Annotated in this window: 15 protein-coding genes; all 15 read right to left on the reverse strand. The window is 60.9% G+C overall.

The genetic code is table 11. From position 1 onward, the window contains the following. Window positions 1-3: 3 nt before the first annotated feature. The gene (gene lpxA / locus AACL53_RS13760) at window positions 4-810 is read right to left on the reverse strand and encodes an acyl-ACP--UDP-N-acetylglucosamine O-acyltransferase (RefSeq protein WP_339085094.1); all 807 of its coding nucleotides are present in this window, start codon (window positions 808-810) and stop codon (window positions 4-6) included. After that, window positions 803-1,306 carry a 3-hydroxyacyl-ACP dehydratase FabZ gene (fabZ, locus tag AACL53_RS13765; protein ID WP_339086943.1) on the reverse strand — a complete coding sequence of 168 codons (504 nt, stop codon included), beginning with the start codon at window positions 1,304-1,306 and terminating at the stop codon, window positions 803-805. Before fabZ ends, lpxA begins: the two co-directional genes overlap by 8 nt. Before the next feature lie 49 nt (window positions 1,307-1,355). After that, window positions 1,356-2,417: a UDP-3-O-(3-hydroxymyristoyl)glucosamine N-acyltransferase gene (gene lpxD / locus AACL53_RS13770; RefSeq protein WP_339085095.1), complete on the reverse strand. Its 1,062-nt coding sequence runs from the start codon at window positions 2,415-2,417 to the stop codon at window positions 1,356-1,358. A 189-nt stretch (window positions 2,418-2,606) separates the two neighbouring features. Continuing rightward, a complete protein-coding gene (gene bamA / locus AACL53_RS13775) occupies window positions 2,607-5,003 on the reverse strand; it encodes an outer membrane protein assembly factor BamA (RefSeq protein WP_339085096.1) in 2,397 nt (798 codons plus the stop codon). Window positions 5,004-5,287: 284 nt separating this feature from the next. After that, window positions 5,288-6,430: an RIP metalloprotease RseP gene (gene rseP, locus AACL53_RS13780; protein ID WP_339085098.1), complete on the reverse strand. Its 1,143-nt coding sequence runs from the start codon at window positions 6,428-6,430 to the stop codon at window positions 5,288-5,290. Between the two features lie 61 nt (window positions 6,431-6,491). Continuing rightward, window positions 6,492-7,736 carry a 1-deoxy-D-xylulose-5-phosphate reductoisomerase gene (locus tag AACL53_RS13785; RefSeq protein WP_339085099.1) on the reverse strand — a complete coding sequence of 415 codons (1,245 nt, stop codon included), beginning with the start codon at window positions 7,734-7,736 and terminating at the stop codon, window positions 6,492-6,494. A gap of 4 nt (window positions 7,737-7,740) precedes the next feature. After that, window positions 7,741-8,613, reverse strand: a complete 873-nt coding sequence (locus AACL53_RS13790) for a phosphatidate cytidylyltransferase (RefSeq protein ID WP_339085101.1) — start codon at window positions 8,611-8,613, stop codon at window positions 7,741-7,743. An 11-nt stretch (window positions 8,614-8,624) separates the two neighbouring features. Next, window positions 8,625-9,383, reverse strand: a complete 759-nt coding sequence (locus AACL53_RS13795) for an isoprenyl transferase (protein ID WP_339085102.1) — start codon at window positions 9,381-9,383, stop codon at window positions 8,625-8,627. A gap of 72 nt (window positions 9,384-9,455) precedes the next feature. Then, window positions 9,456-10,019 carry a ribosome recycling factor gene (gene frr, locus AACL53_RS13800; RefSeq protein ID WP_339085104.1) on the reverse strand — a complete coding sequence of 188 codons (564 nt, stop codon included), beginning with the start codon at window positions 10,017-10,019 and terminating at the stop codon, window positions 9,456-9,458. A gap of 82 nt (window positions 10,020-10,101) precedes the next feature. Continuing rightward, window positions 10,102-10,839: a UMP kinase gene (gene pyrH, locus AACL53_RS13805; protein ID WP_339085106.1), complete on the reverse strand. Its 738-nt coding sequence runs from the start codon at window positions 10,837-10,839 to the stop codon at window positions 10,102-10,104. A gap of 140 nt (window positions 10,840-10,979) precedes the next feature. Continuing rightward, window positions 10,980-11,903: a translation elongation factor Ts gene (gene tsf, locus AACL53_RS13810; RefSeq protein WP_339085107.1), complete on the reverse strand. Its 924-nt coding sequence runs from the start codon at window positions 11,901-11,903 to the stop codon at window positions 10,980-10,982. 107 nt (window positions 11,904-12,010) lie between these two features. Continuing rightward, window positions 12,011-13,000 carry a 30S ribosomal protein S2 gene (locus AACL53_RS13815; RefSeq protein ID WP_339085109.1) on the reverse strand — a complete coding sequence of 330 codons (990 nt, stop codon included), beginning with the start codon at window positions 12,998-13,000 and terminating at the stop codon, window positions 12,011-12,013. Between the two features lie 371 nt (window positions 13,001-13,371). After that, the gene (locus AACL53_RS13820; RefSeq protein ID WP_339085111.1) at window positions 13,372-13,716 is read right to left on the reverse strand and encodes a hypothetical protein; all 345 of its coding nucleotides are present in this window, start codon (window positions 13,714-13,716) and stop codon (window positions 13,372-13,374) included. A gap of 104 nt (window positions 13,717-13,820) precedes the next feature. Next, on the reverse strand, window positions 13,821-14,078 hold the full coding sequence (locus tag AACL53_RS13825; RefSeq protein ID WP_339085113.1) for a hypothetical protein: 258 nt from the start codon (window positions 14,076-14,078) through the stop codon (window positions 13,821-13,823). Window positions 14,079-14,212: 134 nt separating this feature from the next. Continuing rightward, window positions 14,213-17,758 carry a DNA polymerase III subunit alpha gene (gene dnaE / locus AACL53_RS13830; protein WP_339085114.1) on the reverse strand — a complete coding sequence of 1,182 codons (3,546 nt, stop codon included), beginning with the start codon at window positions 17,756-17,758 and terminating at the stop codon, window positions 14,213-14,215. Window positions 17,759-17,852: the final 94 nt, after the last annotated feature.

Genomic DNA, 17,852 nt, shown 5'->3' on the forward strand with positions numbered 1-17,852 from the left:
TTTTCAGCTCTCTTCGCCGTTCTTCGGCGTGCACAGCGAACGCTTGCCGCCCTGGCGAATGAACGCGAGGATTTCCTGCACGGAGGCATGGCCCGCGAACTCTTCGGCGACATCTTCCACGCGTTCGCTCAGCGTGCCTTCAGCGGCGAACAACAGCCGGTAGGCGCGGCGGAGATCGTGAATATCGTTGCGGGAAAAACCACGCCGCTGCAGGCCGACAATGTTGAGGCCCGAAAGATAGGCGCGATTGCCGATCGCCATGCCGTACGGAATGAGATCGTTCTCGAGACCCGACATGCCGCCGACGAAGGCGTGATGACCGACGCGGGCGTACTGAATGACCGCGGCGCCGCCGCCGATGATCGCAAAATCGCCGACGTTGCAATGGCCCGCGAGCATGACGTTATTGGAAAAAATCACCCCGTCACCGACGTGGCAATCGTGGCCGACGTGGCTGTTCGCAAGGAATGCGCAGCCGTTGCCGACGATCGTGACCGAACCGCCGCCCGCGGTGCCGGGGTTCATCGTTACGCCTTCGCGAATGATGCAGTCCGACCCGACGGTCAGCGAGCAGGGCTCGCCCTTGTATTTCAAATCCTGCGGCTGATGGCCGATCGACGCGAACGGGAAAATGCGCGTTCCAGCGCCGATCTCCGTCGTTCCGGCGACGACGACGTGGCTCACGAGCTCGACGCGCTCGCCGAGCGTTACATCGCGGCCGACGACACAGAAGGGCCCGACCTTTACGCCTGCGGCTAGCTTAGCCCCGTCTTCGACGACGGCCGTCGGATGGACTTCCACTTCAGCCATTTTGGCTCGCAAATGCGCGGGCGTCGGCGGTGTCTGCCAGCATGGCGCTGATTTCGGCCTCTGCTACGGTTTTACCGTTGACCTTCGCTTCGCACTTGAAGCGCCACACGCGGCCACGATTGCGGACCTTGCGCACGTGGTAGTGGAGCTGGTCGCCGGGCAGGACGGGTTTGCGAAACTTGGCGTTATCGATGCCCATGAAATAGACGAGCTCGGCTTTGTAATCGTGGCCGACATTCGAAACGCAGAGCGCGCCTGCCGTCTGGGCGAGGCCCTCGATGATGAGCACGCCCGGCATCACGGGAAACTGCGGGAAGTGGCCTTGAAAGAACGGCTCGTTGATCGTGACGTTCTTGACGCCGACGCAGCTCTCGTCGCCATCCATGTCGTACATCCTGTCGACCAGCAGGAACGGATAGCGATGCGGCAGAAGCTTCATCACCCGGTTGATATCCGCGGTGCCCAGGGATTTGACCGCCGTTGCCTTGCCTTCCATCGTCGTGTGCTCCAAAAAATTTATGCTCGCCGACCGAGCCTGCCGGGCGTCAGCCTTCTTCAGGCTCCGGCGTACCGTCCTCATAGCTGTCTTTATCGCGCGCGACGAGCCGCTTGATCATGGCCTGTTCACGGGCGGATTCACGCAGCGGCTTTGCCGGAGTGCCGAAATAACGGGCGCCCGGCGGCACGTCGTGCGTCGGGTGCGAGGCCCCGCCGACTTGTGCGCCGCTTCCGATCTTGATGTGGCCCACAGTTCCCGATTGGCCGCCCATGACGACAAAGTCGCCAAGTTCGGTCGAGCCCGAGATGCCGCACATCGATACGATCACGCAATGGCGACCGATGATGACGTTGTGCCCGATCTGGACGAGATTATCAATTTTCGAGCCCTCGCCGATGATCGTATCCTTAAGGGCACCTCTGTCTATGGTTGTATTTGCCCCAATCTCCACGTCGTCCTGGACGATCACCCGGCCGATCTGAGGCACCTTGAGGTGGCCCGTGCGTCCCATGGCGAAGCCGAAGCCGTCCTGACCAATCCGGACGCCGGAATGGATGATGACCCGGTCGCCGACGAGCGCGTGCGTAACGGTCGCCAGCGGGCCGATGAAGCAACCGCGCCCGATTGTGACACGCGCCCCGATCACCGCGCCGGCCGCGATACGCGTTCCGGCCCCGATTTGAGCCTCACGGCCGATAATGGCGCCAGGTTCGATCATGACGCCAGCTTCAAGGATCGCTGTCGGATCGACGGGCGGCGCGCCGGCAGTCGTCACCAGCGGCTGCATGGCGGCGGGATAGAACAGCGCCAGGGCGCGGGCGAAGCCGTGATAGGGCTGCTTGGTGATCAGCGCCGTCGTTCCGGCCGGAACGCGGTCGGCGATCGCCGGAATGACGAGACAGGCGCCAGCCTTCGTCGCGTCGAGCTGGGACAAATACTTTTTGTTGTCGATGAAGGAGATGTGGCTCGGACCCGCTTCGAACAGCGGGCGCACGTCATCGATTTTGACCGTCGCATCTGCGCCGTTCGCGATTTCCGCGCCTGCAGCCGCCGCGACTTCCGAGAGTGCATACGGCCCGGCACGTTCAAAGAATCCGGGATGCTCCATAACGCCGCCTCCGGTCCGCTTTTGTTTCAGATCTGTCAATGTTGGAAGCGTTGAATGAACGACCCGAAGGATGTTGGCAAGACCCTGGGGAGAATAGCCCATTCAAGTAGGTGATAACTCAATGAAAAAGAGCGGCGCTTTTGACGCCGCTCTTCAAAAGTCAAGTCGCTCGACCGTTCGGCTCAGACTTTAGAACTTCGTCTGGGCGCCGAAGCGGAAGAACTGCGTCTCGTCGTAAGCCTGCTTCGTCAGGACCTTCGCGAAGTCCATACGCAGCGGGCCGACGGGCGAGTTCCACATCAAGCTGCCGCCGACCGACGAACGGACGGAGTCGCTGTCAGCCAACGTGTCCGTGCCAACCGACGCGATTGCACGCTTTGCACCTGCCGTCGCGTCCCACAGCGAACCGGCGTCGGCGAAGACGGCGGCGCTGATGCCGAGATCGTCAGGCACGTAAGGGATCGGGAAGCGGACTTCAGCAGTCGCAGCCCAGTACTTCTGGCCGCCAAGCGCATCCGAATTCGGCGAACCTGGACCGATGTCACGCGGGCCATAGCCCGAGCGGTCAAAGCCGCGGACCGTTTCGCCGCCCTTGAAGAAGGTGTCCAGTAGCCGAACGTCTTCGCCGCCCCAGCCTTGGATCACGCCGCCGATGGCGCGGCCGACAAAGGTGATCTTGTCGGTGATGGGGTAATAGAAGCGACCTTCAGCATTGACGCGCCAGTACTGAGCGTCGCCACCGAGGCCGGCGAAGTCGTTGGCGACCTCGATGTAATAGCCGCGGTTCGGGTTCTGCGCGTTGTTACGCTTGTCGTAGCTGATCGTGGTGCCGATTAGCGACGTCCAGTAGCCGCTGTCTTTGCAGTCGGGAGTAGTATTAAGTGCGAAATTAGTCGCGCCGCAAGCTTCCTTGATCGCAGCAGAAGCGTCGTTGGAGACGTCGAAGATTTCGTCGCGCGAGATCGAGTAGGCCGTCTGCATCCAAAGGTTTTCTGCGATCGGGAAGCCGAGACGGACAGCGCCGCCCATCTTCTTCTGTTCGAAGCCGGACTGCTGCGTGTAGTCGAGCTGCTTATAGAAGAGATCGAAGCCAGCAGAGAGGTTGCGGTCGAGGAAGCGCGGCTCGGTGAACGAGAAGTCCGCCTGCAACCGCTCGAAGGAGCCTGCGAGTTTCAGTCGAACGAACTGGCCGTTGCCGAACAGGTTGCGCTCGGTGATCGACACGTCGCCGATCACGCCTTCACTCGTCGAATAGCCGGCGCCGAACGAGAGTTCGCCTGTCGACTGTTCTTCAACAACCACGTCGAGAACGACGCGATCGGGTGCCGATCCGGGACGCCGCTTGACGTCGACGTTCTTGAACAAGCCGAGCGACTGCAATCGCTTCTTCGCGCGGTCGACCATGAGGCTGTTGAAGGCGTCGCCTTCAGCCAAACGGAATTCGCGACGGATGACGAAGTCTTTGGTACGCGAGTTGCCGATGACGTTGATGCGCTCGATGTAAACGCGCGGGCCTTCGTCAACGACGTAGGTGATCGCGATCGTGTGGCTCGCGGCATCCGGGATCGGGCGCGGACGAACGCGCGCAAAGGCATAGCCCTTATCCGCGATGCTGAGCGTCAGCCGCTCGGACGTCTTGTCGATCTGAGAGGCGTCGTAGACCGTGCCGCTTTGCGTCAGCAGATCTGACGTGAGCGAGCTGCCGTCGATATCCGGCAGAGAGCTTTCGACGTTGATCGCACCGAAGGTATATGGCTGGCCTTCGTCGATCGCGAACGTGATCAGGAAGCCCGAACCATCGGGATCGATTTCAGCATTCGCGGCCGTGACGGTCGCGTCGGGATAGCCGTTCTTGAGATAGTACTGACGGACGAGCTCGCGATCGAGATTCATACGATCGGGATCGTAGATCGACGTGCCCTTCAGGAAGTCGAACCAGCCGACCTGCGTCGTCGAGATGACGTCGCGGAGCTGGCTATCGGAGAATGCGTGGTTGCCCACGAAGTTGATGCCCTTAACCTTGGTCGCGTTGCCTTCGTCGATTTCGAAGACGAGGTTCACGCGGTCTTGCTCGAGCTGAATGATTTTCGGCTCGACGCTGGCAGCGAAGCGGCCCTGCCTGCGGTAGACGTCCAGAATACGCTGCACGTCGCCCTGCGCCTTGGCGCGGGTGAAGACGGAGCGCGGCTTCAGCTGGACTTCACCCGTCAAGGTCGCGGTGTCGACCTCGCTGTTGCCTTCGAAGGCAACCTGGTTGATGACCGGATTTTCTTTGACCGTGATGACGACGGTCGAGCCCTTGTAGTCCATCGAGACGTCGGCGAAGAGGCCGGTCCCGAACAGGGCCTTGATCGACGCATCGATCTTGGAGGCATTGTATGCATCGCCCGCACTGAACTGCAGGTACGAGCGCACGGTTTCAGGTTCGACGCGCCGATTACCGACGACTTCGATGTTCTTGATCACGCTTTGGGCAGACGCAGCACCTGAAATCCAGGCGGCATCACCCATGGCGACCATCGGCGAGAGAACTAGAAGCGCCAAAACAAGGCGCAGTCCCGCCAAGATGATCTTAAATTTCTGCATACGCGGAATAGCCCCCGTGTGCCGCCGACCCCCAATTTCACATGCGCGCTGTCGGCGGCAGCGTCACACTCATGCGTAGTGTTGTTTTTAGAGTTTTTATTGTTCTTGTCGGTCGTTTCTTATGGTCGTTAAGGCTCTTAGTTCCCACCGCAGCCGATCCAAGACTTCAACTCGGCCCCCCGATTCGAAGACTTAACCTGCTGCGCACCATACCGCTTTTAACGATTCAGAAAGCCTCCGGAAAGTGGTAAGTTTACGTCACTCTACAGGGAATCTGCAGGCGTTCAGCCGTTGCCGACCAAACGTCGCCAAACGTTCAAAATGTCGTTGAAATTGACGAAAACCATCAACATCATCAGCAACGCCAAACCGACCTGGAAGCCCATCTGCTGAAGGCGTTCGCTCGCGGGCTTTCTGCGGATCGCCTCGAACGCGTAGAACATAAGGTGACCACCGTCGAGGACGGGAATCGGCAGCAGATTCAGGAAGCCAATGTTTGCCGAGATGAAGGCGATCCACCGCAGCATCGGCTCAATTCCAAGCTCGGCGACCTTGGCCGTCACCTCGGCCATCATGATCGGACCGCCCATTTGCTCGGCAGACTGGCGACGCGTGACGATGTCCCGCAGACCGGCAATCGTCTGCGTTAAATTGACATAGGTTTCCGAAACGCCGAGAGCTACCGCTTCCGGCAGGCTGACCTGGACGGTTTTGACCTTGTCCGGGGAAATGGCGCGCTGAATGCCGATGAGACCACGCCTAAACGTCCGGCCCATCGCATCTTTTTGCTCGTCAACGTTTGGCGTCGCATTGAGCGTAATCGTGTCGCCGCCGCGTTGCACGGTAAACTTCAGTTCTTCGCCGGCGCTCGAGCCCACGATGCGCTGGAGGTCGTCGAACTTATCGATTTTGGTTCCGTCGATCGCGAGGATCGTGTCGCCCGACTTGAAGCCCGCCCGCTCGGCCGGAGAATTGGCGACGACGGCGTCAACGAGCGGCGGCAAAATGCGGATGCCGACCGTGGCGTTGATTGCCGAATAGAGCACAATCGCCAGGAGGAAGTTGGCGATCGGTCCGGCCGCGACGACAGCTGCGCGTGCGCCAACGGATTTCGAGTGAAACGCCCCTGCCCGCTCGGCCGGCTTCAGCTGCTTCTCGCCGCCGAAAGACGACGCGTTTTCGTCGTCGATGAACTTGACGTAGCCACCGAGGGGAATCCACGCGAAGCGCCAGCGCGTTCCGTGCTTGTCGTAAAAGCCAAAGATTTCAGGCCCGAACCCGATAGAGAAGGTTTTAACAGTGACGCCGCACCAGCGGGCCACCAGAAAATGCCCCAGCTCGTGGATGAAAACGACGAGCGTCAGCACCAGGAGGAACATGATCCCGTATTGCCAGATCCCACCTGCGAGCGACGTCAAAAATTCCATCTGAAAATCCCTTGAGTGCTGAATCGAACAGCGGAAAGCCCGAGCCTAAGCGCGCGCCGCCCTAATAGCCACTGAGTTTGTCTTCCGACAGATAGCGAGCGAGCTCGTCCACGGCCAGTATATCGTCCAGTGTTTCTGCAGGGCAAATGGCACCCTGCCGCTCCGCCGCCTCGAGCGTCTCTTCGACGAGGGCGGCGATGTCCAAAAACTTGATCCGGCGGTCCAGAAAAGCCTTAACGGCGATCTCGTTTGCGGCATTCAGTACCGCGGGGGCCGTGTCGCCTCGCCGCATCGCTGCGCGGGCGACGCGGAGCGCCGGAAAACGGGTTTCATCGGGTGGCTCGAACGTCAACGTTGCGAGACGGGCGAGATCGAGCTTTTCAGTCGGCGCGATCATCCGGTCGGGCCATGCCAATGCGACGGCGATGGGGGTGCGCATGTCGGGCGCGGCCATCTGGGCCAGCACCGAGCCGTCGACGTAGCTCACAAGGCAATGAACGATCGATTGGGGGTGCACGATGCAATCGAGCGCATCGACCGAGACGGGGAAGAGGTGAAATGCCTCGATCAGCTCGAGGCCCTTGTTCATCAGGCTGGCGCTGTCAATCGTGATTTTTGCGCCCATCGACCAGTTGGGATGCTTCAGAGCCTGCTCGGGCGTTGCCGCCGCGATCTGTTCGCGGGTCCACGTTCGAAAGGGTCCGCCCGACGCCGTCAGAACGATCTTCTCGATCGAGCCGGGGTCGGCTCCGGCCAACGCCTGGAAGGCTGCGGAATGTTCGCTGTCGACGGGCAAAAGCTCAGCGCCGGAGCGCGCGACCGCCGCAGTGAAGACGTGGCCGGCGGAAACGAGACATTCCTTGTTTGCGAGTGCGACGCGGGAGCCCTGGGACGCGGCTGCAAATGTCGGCTGCAGCCCGGCCGCGCCGACGATCGCCGCCATGACGCAATCGGCGGGCTCCAGAGCCGCTTCCACGAGCGCCGAGGCGCCGCCCGCTGTCCGAATGCCGGTTCCCGCGAGGGCATCTCTGAGCTCGCCCAAGCGGCTTTCGTCGCCGATGACCGCGAGCTTGGCTTTGTGAAGTCGGGCGAGGTTCGCCAGTTCCTGGGCGTTCGATTGCGCGGTCAGAGCAACGATCTCGAAGCGCTCGGGCGTGCGGCCGACGAGATCGAGCGTGCTCGTTCCGATGGACCCTGTGGCGCCCAGAACTGTCAGTCGCATAACCCGGGACGCGGCGGGCGAACCAAGACGAGCCGCTGACGCTTTCTCAGGCAACCGGTAAGGAACGCTCGTTGTCACTGCCATTCGCTTATGACCCGTAAAGAAGAGCGCGCGCCGGCGCATAGGCATCAATCGCAAGGCCGATCAGGGCCGCAAGGACGCTCGCGGTCACGATGCCGTCCATGCGATCCATGAACCCGCCGTGGCCGGGTATCAAGCCGCCCGAGTCCTTCAATCCGAAGTGCCGCTTCAAGGCCGATTCCGCCAGGTCACCACACTGCGCCACCAATCCTGTGGCAAGACCGAGGCCCGCGAGCCAAAGCGGCGTGCCGGAACCGGTGAAAAACGAAAAAAGCAGGCCAGCAACCCCCGCGGCCGTGATGCCGCCCAGAAGGCCCGACCAGGTCTTGTTCGGGGAAATCGCCGGCCAGAGCTTCGGTCCGCCGATCGTCCGCCCCGAGACATAGGCTGCGATATCGGTCACCGCGACGGCGATCAAAACGAACAGCGTTGCAAGAAATCCCAAAGGTTCGTCCGATCTCAGCCAAACGAGCGCAACGACCGGCAGCGCCGTGTACATCACGCCGGCACCAGAGAGCCGCGCCCGGCCGGATCCTATCGCCAGGGCCGCAACGACGGCAGCGCCAAGGACTGCCGTCAGGACACTCAGGCCGGCCATATCTGTGGTCACGAGGACAGCCACGATAAAAACCGCGATCATGTGGACTACGAGTGCGGCGTCCGGCATTTCGCCTCGAACGATCCGGCCCCACTCCCAGCTCATCGCCGCCGCGATCAGAAACGTCAGCACGGCGAAGGCGGCGGGGCTCCAATAGAGCATGGCGAATGCAACGACAGCGATAGCGGCGCCCGACGCGATGCGCAGCCTCAACTCTTGCGGAATGAAATCGAGCACTGCTCCGAGAAACGGCCGTTGATTGTCGGGATTATCGGCCGGCATTTTCCAAACCTTCAAGCTGTCGAGCGTTTGGACAGGCCGCCGAAGCGACGTTCGCGCGAGCGAAATTCTGCGAGGGCGACTTCGAACGCGGCCTTGTCGAAATCCGGCCAATAGCAGTCCAAAAACACAAATTCCGAATACGCCGTCTGCCACAGCAAGAAGTTGGAAAGCCGCATTTCGCCCGACGTCCGGATCAACAGGTCGGGATCGGGAATGCCGGACGTATCGAGGGCGTTGGCGATGCGCTCGACGGTGATCTCGGACGGATCGAGTTCGCCCGCCGCAACTTGCTCGGCGAGTTTTCGCGCCGCTCCCGCGATCTCGGTGCGAGAGCCGTAATTGAAGGCGATGACGAGCGTCAAAACATCGTTGCCGCGGGTCAGCTCGACGGCTTCGTCGATCAAAGTCGTCAGCTCGTTGTCAACGTGCTGCCGCTGGCCGATGACGCGAATGCAGACGCCCGCCTCATGCAGTTCGGCAAGATCGCGGCGGATGAAGCGCTTCATCAGCCCCATGAGATCGTCGACCTCTTCGACCGGCCGGTTCCAGTTCTCGGAGGAGAAGCTGAAGATCGTCAGGTAAGTGATTTTGAGTTCGATCGCTGCACGGACGGCGCGGCGAACGGCCTCGACGCCCTGGCGATGGCCCAACGCTCTCGGCAGCCCGCGCTCCCGCGCCCACCGCCCGTTTCCGTCCATGATGATCGCGACGTGACGCGGCGGGACCAGTACGCCGGACCCATCGTCGGTAGGCTTAGCTGCTGGCGCCACTGTCGAATGGCCTCTGGAATCAAAATCTCAAAATCAGTTACACGACTTACTGCCCCCGAAGGGGCCGGGAGATCAAACCTTCTGAATTTCGGCTTCTTTTGTGACGAGAGTAGCGTCGATCTCCTTGATGAGGCGATCCGTCAGCTCCTGGACCTTATCGGAATTACCCCGATGGTCGTCCTGGCTCATTTTGCCGTCTTTCTCAAGTTTCTTCAGAACGTCCATTGCCTCGCGCCGGACGTTGCGGATCGAGACCTTGGCCTGCTCGGCATACTTGTGCGCAAGCTTGACCAATTCCTGGCGGCGATCGGCCGTCAGCGACGGGATCGGAAGGCGAAGAATCTGGCCGTCCATAATCGGATTGAGACCGAGATTGGCTTCACGGATCGCCTTATCGACGGCCATGACGTTGCTGCGGTCCCAGACCTGAACGCTAATCATTCGCGGCTCGGGCACGGAGACCGTCGCGACCTGATTGAGCGGCATCCTCGAGCCGTAGACCATCACCTGGACAGGGTCGAGCAGGTTGGCGCTGGCGCGTCCTGTCCGAAGCCCTGAAAATTCGCGCTTCAATGCGTCGATCGAGGCGCGCATGCGCGTTTCGATTTCTTTGATGTCGTGAACTACCAATGCCATTTTCCTATTCCTCCCAGCGCGCGAAACCTCAAACTGCAGCTGCCGTCAACAAGGCGGCGCAAGATTGGGCTTTCAGCGGCGTTCAGCCGGCTCCCTCGATAAGGGTCTGGCGAGCTTCTCCGCGCAGAGCTTTCAAGAGATTTCCCGGTTCGTCGATTGAAACCACAATTAGCGGAAGTCCGTTATCTCGGGCAAGGGCAATGGCCGCACCATCCATCACTTTGAGATCCTTGGCCAAAACCTCCGAATAGGTCAGCTGGTCGTAGCGGACTGCGTCCTTGTGCTTCTTCGGGTCGGCCGAATAGACGCCATCGACCTGCGTCGCCTTCAGGACCGCATTACAGTTCATCTCAATGCCACGCAGAACGGCTGCCGTATCGGTCGTGAAAAAGGGGTTCCCGGTGCCGGCTGCGAATATCACGACGTTGCCCCGGCCGAGGTACGACAGGGCCTTCGGGCGAACGTAGCTTTCGCAGACCGTCGGCATCGGAATTGCCGAGAGGACGCGAGCCTGGACGCCGCGATGATCGAGCGAATTCTGAAGCGCGAGCGCGTTCATCACGGTCGCGAGCATGCCCATGTAATCGGCCGTGGCGCGGTCCATCCCCTTGGCCGCACCGCTCAGGCCCCGGAAGATGTTGCCGCCGCCTACGACGATCGCGATCTCGGCGCCTTCGGCCACGGCGGCGGAGATATCGTTCGACAAGCGGTCGGCGACGCCCATGTCGATGCCATAGGGCTGCGAGCCCATCAGAGCTTCGCCGGAAAGCTTCACCAGCAGCCGCTTGTATTTAAGACCCTGCGCTCCAGGCATCGGCATAACTCCCCTAGGCACTTCAATTGGCATGACAATCTGAGATGGCACAAAAAACGGCCGGTCGCGAGGACCGGCCGGCTGATACCTAACGCTCTCGAGCGATTCCGGCTAGCGTTTGCCGGGCCATTCGGCCCGGCGTGCGCTCAGCCGCCGCTTGCGAGCTTGCGGACTTCCTCGCCGAAGTCTTCTTCCTTCTTGTCGATGCCTTCACCGAGCGCGAAGCGGACGAAGCCTGCGACCTTGATCGGTGCACCGGCTTTGCCCTCGGCTTCCTTGACGGCCTGCGCGACCGTCTTGGTGGTGTCGTGGATGTACTGCTGCTCGAGCAGGCAGTTTTCCTTGCCGAACGCCTTGATGCCGCCGGAGATGATCTTCTCGAGAACGTCGGGCTTCTTGCCCTGGTTCTTGTCGGCGAGAATAGCCTTCTCGCGCTCGATCACTTCGGCCGGCACTTCGGAAATGTCGAGTGCGACGGGGCTTGCGGCTGCGACGTGCATCGCGATCATGCGCGCCAATTCGAACAGCGTCGGCTCGTCACCGGCACTTTCGAGAGCGACGAGAACGCCGATCTTGCCGAGGCCATCGGCCACGCGGTTATGAACGTAGTCGGCGACGACGCCTTCCTTGACGGCAAGTGCTGCCGTCCGGCGAACGGTCATGTTCTCGCCGATCGTCGCGACTGCTTCCTGGATCGTCGTTTCAACGGTGTTCTTGCTGCCGGGATAGGTTGCAGCCAGAAGCGTCTTGAGATCGCCCTTCGCGGCCGGAGCCAGCGCAGTGACCTCGCGGACGAGCGTCTGGAACTGCTCGTTACGGGCAACGAAGTCCGTCTCCGAGTTCACCTCGACAACGGCGCCTTCACGGCCCTTCGCGACGATACCGATGAGGCCATCGGCGGCAACGCGGCCGGACTTCTTCGCGGCCTTCGAGAGGCCCTTCTTGCGCAGCCAATCGACAGCTGCTTCGATATCGCCGTTCGTCTCGGTCAGCGCCGTTTTGCAATCCATCATGCCGGCGCCGGTCATATCGCGCAGCTTCTTCACATCTGCAGCGGTGATCGTCGTCATTCTGTCACCTATGAGGTTCGAGGCGCCACGATGGGCGCCTCATATCAGTTCATTCACAGTCGCGCTTCAACGGCACGACAGTTCGATGTCGGACACCAACGCCGGAATTAGACGGTGGCTGCTTCAACGAGCTTCTTGGCCTGGGCGACCCAGTCTTCCTTGGCGATCTGCCCCCTCAGCTTCAGCTGACGGTCGAGCGACTCAACATAGTCGGGCGTGAGGTCGGCGATCTGCCAGAAGTGGTAGACGCCGGCGTCGTTAAGGCGCTGCTCGACCTTCGGGTTGATGCCCGTGATCCGCTTGAGGTCATCAGCTTCGCCGCGTGGCGCTTCGATGCCCTTGAAGACGACCTTCGGCAGCTCTTCTGCCGGCGGCGTCTCGGATGCACCGATGTCGACGCCAGACGAGCCCTGCGAACGCTCGAGACCATCGAGAGCAGCGCGAGCCATCAGATCGCAATAAAGGGTGATCGCGCGGCCCGCGTCGTCGTTGCCCGGAACCGGATAGTCAACGCCGTCCGGATCGCAGTTGGTATCGACGATCGCGACGATCGGGATACCAAGCTTGCGCGCCTCTTGAATGGCGATCGCTTCCTTGTTCGTATCGATCACAACGAGGAGGTCGGGCGTGCCGCCCATGTCCTTGATGCCGCCGAGCGACTGGTTGAGCTTGTCGCGTTCGCGCGTGAGGTTCAGGATTTCCTTCTTCGTGCGGCCCTGCGGGTCAGCCAGGATCTCGTCGAGCTGGCGAAGACGGCGGATCGACTGCGAAACGGTCTTCCAGTTGGTCAGCGTGCCGCCGAGCCAACGGTGATTGATGAAGTACTGGGCGCTGCGCTTTGCGGCGTCGGCGATGCCCTCAGAAGCCTGGCGCTTCGTCGCGACGAAAAGAACGCGACCGCCGCCTGCGACCGTGTCGGAGACCTTGAGCAGCGCCTGATGCAACAGCGGCACCGTCTGCGTCAGATCGAGAATGTGGATTTTGTTGCGCGACCCATAGATGAACGGCGCCATCTTGGGGTTCCAGCGGTGTGCCTGGTGGCCGAAGTGAACGCCAGCTTCCAATAGCTGACGCATGTTGAAGGCAGGAAGTGCCATCGTATCGTTTCCTTTTCCGGTTAGACCTCCGCGAGACTTGAGAAGAGATTTGCCAGCCGTTTCAGAGGCTTGAGCTAATCTCCACCGGAGCGCGATGCGGGGCTTTTCATCCGCATTGCGCGAGCGTCTCGCGTGTGAGATGGCGGCTATATACGGGGGATTGCCCAAATGCGCAACCCATGAGGGGTCGCCTTCTGTATGCCCTTACGAGGGACAGAGCGCCCCACTCTTCGGCCGACGGCCAAAAGCAGAACGCACTGCAACCGACCGGCGTGGGGCGGATGGCAGTGCGTTCATGATTTTTCAGGTCTTTTATCAACCGGCGCGGATCGCTCCGCTGCGCTACCGGCTGCGTCTTCCGGCTTTCGCCGTTACTTGCACTTCGCGTCGAGCGCCGCAACGGACTCGTCCATCGCGGTTGCTTCAGGCGAACCGTCGGCAGCGTCCTGGCCTGCATCCCAGGCGTTCTCGAAATCGTCGCCAAGCGTTTTGAAGTAGCCGTCGATTTCGTCGCCTGCGGCTTCAGCCTTCTTCTCGTCGTCGCCGATCTCGTCCATCTTTTTCGACATCGAGCAATAAGCTTTGACCTTCGCGGGGTCGGATGCTGCCGCTTCAAGATTTTTCTTGATATCGGGCGCGGCCATTTTCTGGTCGGCGGCATAAGCAGCGGGGGCGAGCAGCAAAGCAGCGACCAAGGCGGCGGAGAACTTCGACATGTTTTGCCTCTTATTTGGCTAGCTCAAAGGAGCGGAGCTATGAACGCAAACTGTGTCAGAAGAAGGCAGCGCTGGCGCGCTACCTTCGTTTGCATTACAGGCGCTTAGCGCCAAGCGCAGTGACGGTGACCATGACGGTAGCGGCAGACCCACTTCTTGTGGTGTCTCTGGTGACCCCAGTTCCGCTTGTGGTACCGCTTGTAGTAACGCTTTTTCCTGTAGTCGACGTGTTCGACAACAGACTTCTCAGCATGGGCGCCGATGCCGTTCAGGCCGGCGCCGGCAACGCCGGCGTTAGCGCCGCCGGCAAGGCCGAGGGTGATGGCTGCGAGCGTTGCTGCAGCGATCAAGCTCTTTTTCATTGATAGGCTCCTATCGAAACTAGACGCGTCTCTCACGTCTGGTCCCTTAACGCCTATCCGAGGAGAAAGCCGTCGCTCATTTGATTAAAATATTCTCTGGCCGGAGCAAAACGGCCGATCCGCAACCGCTAGTTTTAAATTTCGATGATTTCCGACACGATTGGCAGCGCTTCAATGCGAAGGGCTTCGCGCGGAGAAACATCATATCGGCCGGGCAATACAAATTCCATTTCGCGATTGCGATCATCGAGCGCCAGCACAAGGCGAATTTCGCCACCCCGCGCATTCGGCTTCAGAAATTTTGCGACATCGGAAACGGGCGCAGCTTTTGCGACAACCGACCGGCGATCAAGCACGAGCTTCAGATTGCGCGGAACGGCGGCGGCGGCCTTGTCGAGCTCTTCGATCGACTGCACACGCAGTTTCATCGTCTCGCCATCGCGCTCGGCTTCGACCGAAACGATGACGGGCGTTCCAGGCTCGAGAAGATGGCGGCTCGCTGCCAGCGTGTCCGAGAAAATGATGGCCTCGAATTGTCCGGTTGCGTCGGAGAATGTGGCGAACGCAAACTTGTTGCCTTTCTGGGAGCGCCGCTCGCGGGCCGCGATCACAATGCCCGCAAGACGCCCCGCGCTTGCTCCGCGCATCACCAGCGCCTCGAACTCGCTCACCCGCTTGACGCCGAGCTTGCCTAGAACGCGGTCGTATTGATCGAGGGGATGACCGGAAAGATAGAAGCCGATGGCTTCGAATTCAGCCGACAGCTTTTCCATGCTGGTCCAGGCGGGCGTCGCCCGCAGCACCAGGTCGGCAGGCTTTCCGCCCGAGCCGAAAAGATCCGTGATGCCCTGCGCTGCATCGGACGTTCGACGCTGCGCCGACGCGAGGATGGTGTCGGCGTTCGCGGCAACAAGAGCACGGTTGGAATTCAGAGAATCGAATGCTCCGGCTTTGGCCATCGTTTCAACGGCGCGCTTATTCAAAGCCTTGGCATCGACACGGCCCGCGAAATCGCCGAGCGCACTGTAGGGTCCGCCGTTACTCCGCTCGCTGACGATCGTTTCAACCGCGCCCGAACCGATGTTCTTCAAAGCCGCGAGCGAATAGCGGATAGCGCCCAATTTGGAATCGCCCGCCGGCGGCTCGACGCCGAAATCGACGCCCGACTGATTGACGCACGGCGGCAGCATTCTAATTCCGGACTTTCGCGCTTCGGACGCAAACATCGCGAGCTTGTCGGTATTGCCCATATCGAGCGTCATCGATGCTGCGAAGAATTCCTCGCGGAAGTTCGCCTTCAAATAGGCGGTGTGATAGCTGACGAGCGCGTAAGCGGCTGCGTGCGATTTGTTGAAGCCGTAGCCCGCGAATTTATCGACCAGCTCGAAGATGTAGATCGCGTCTTCTTTTTTGACGCCATTGCCAAGCGCACCTTCGACGAAGCGCGCTTGCTGCTTCGCCATTTCGGCCTTGTCTTTCTTACCCATGGCACGGCGCAGCAAGTCTGCTTGTCCGAGCGTGTAGCCGCCCATCACCTGAGCGATCTGAATAACCTGCTCCTGATAGATGATGACGCCGTACGTCTCCTTCAGGATGCCTTCGAGCATCGGATGCAGGCAGTCGACCGGCTCTTCGCCATGCTTGCGGTTGATGTACGTCGGGATGTTGTCCATCGGGCCCGGGCGATAGAGCGCCACCATGGCGATGATGTCCTCGAAGCGGTCGGGCTTCAGCCGCTTCAAGCTTTCGCGCATGCCCGTACTTTCGAGCTGGAACACGCCGGCCGTATCGGCCTTGGCCAGCATGTCGTAAGCCGGCTTATCGTCGAGCGGCAGTGCGGCCAGGTCGATATCAATTCCGCGGCCGCGCTTGATCAGTTCCAGCGCTTTCGCGAGGACCGTCAGCGTCTTGAGGCCGAGGAAGTCGAACTTCACGAGGCCCGCGGCCTCGACCATTTTCCAGTTGTATTGGGTGATCGGGAAGTGGGATTTCGGATCGCGATAGAGCGGCACGAGCTCTTCGAGCGGCCTGTCGCCGATCACGATACCGGCGGCGTGGGTCGAAGCGTGGCGATACAGGCCTTCGAGCTTTTCGGCGATCTCGAGCAACCGCGCGACGAGCGGGTCGCTGTCGCGCTCTTCCTGAAGCTTGGGTTCGCCGTCGATCGCCTCGCGCAATGTCACCGGCTGTGCGGGATTGTTCGGTACGAGCTTGCAGAGCCGATCGACCTGCCCATACGGCATCTGGAGGACGCGGCCGACGTCGCGCAGCACGGCGCGCGCCTGCAGCTTTCCGTGTGTGATGATCTGCGCGACGCGATCGTCACCGTATTTCTTCTGCACGTAGTCGATGACGCGATCGCGCTTTTCCTGGCAGAAGTCGATGTCGAAGTCCGGCATCGAGACGCGCTCAGGATTGAGAAAGCGTTCGAAGAGCAAGCCGAAGCGCAGCGGATCGAGATCGGTAATCGTCAGAGCGTAAGCGACGAGCGAACCCGCGCCCGAACCGCGGCCCGGCCCGACCGGGACGCCGTTCGCTTTCGACCACTTGATGAAGTCGGCCACGATCAGAAAGTAGCCGGGGAACTTCATCTGCGTGATGACGTCCACCTCATAGGCGAGGCGCTTCTCGTAATCTTCGACCGTGAAGCCCTGCGCGGGGCCATGCGCTTCCAGCCGAACCCGCAGGCCTTCGATTGCCTGGTTCTTCAGTTCGGCGGCTTCGAGGCGGACGTTTTCGTTTTCGCTCAAGCTGTCGTCGGCGACAACGAAGCGCGGCAGGATCGGCTTCCGACCCTCTGGCCGGTAGGCGCAGCGGATGGCGATTTCGACCGTGTTCGCCAAAGCCTCGGGGAGATCGGCGAACAGCGCCGCCATCTCGTCTTCGCTTTTCAGATAATGCTCGGGGCTCGCACGGCGGCGATTATCCTCGACGACGTAGCGGCCGTCCGCGATGCAAAGGAGCGCGTCGTGCGCCTCATAGTCGCCGCGCACCGCGAAATAGCATTCGTTCGTCGCGACGATCGGCAGGCTGCGCGTATAGGCGAGTTCGATGAGCTGCGGTTCGACTTCGGCTTCTTCGGGAAGGCCGTGGCGTTGGAGTTCAACGTAGAGCCGGTCGCCGAAAATCTTCTCGAGCGTCTTCAGGCGTTCGACAGCCTGCTCGTGCTGGCCGTCACGAAGGGCTGCATCGATCGGACCCTGCGGGCCGCCGGTGAGCGCGATGATGCCTTCCGACAGTTCCTCGAGGCGCGCGATTTTCACGTGCGCGGGCTCGTCAGCCGACGGCTCGAAATTCAAGGATTTCGAAAGCCGCATGAGGTTGGCGAAACCCTCGGCGTTCATGGCGAGAAGCGCAAGCTTGCCGGCCGGCTTCACGCGCGGCTCGTTGCTCATCGCCTTGAGCACAGCCGTACCGTTGTCTCGATTGTCGCCGAAATCGATATCCAGCGTCGTGCCCGAAATCGGCTGGACGCCCGCACCCCACAGCTTCTCGGAAAATTCGAGAGCACCAAAGAGATTGTTCGTGTCGGTCAATCCGAGCGCGGGAAGGTTCATCGCTGTCGCGAGCTTGGCGAGCTTCGTTATCGGAAGCGCGCCTTCGAGCAGCGAGTAAGCCGAATGCACCTTGAGGTGAATAAACTTCGGGTTTCGCGCGGGTGGCCGAATCGGGTGTTCCATGTGCCTACGTTATGTACACGAGGGCATGCCGCAAGCTAAACGCGCCGGCGCCGCACAGCTCAGAACGAGCCGTCGTTCGCGGAACCAATAATCC

The sequence above is a fragment of the Hyphomicrobium sp. ghe19 genome (assembly GCF_902712875.1).
Taxonomy (GTDB): domain Bacteria; phylum Pseudomonadota; class Alphaproteobacteria; order Rhizobiales; family Hyphomicrobiaceae; genus Hyphomicrobium_B.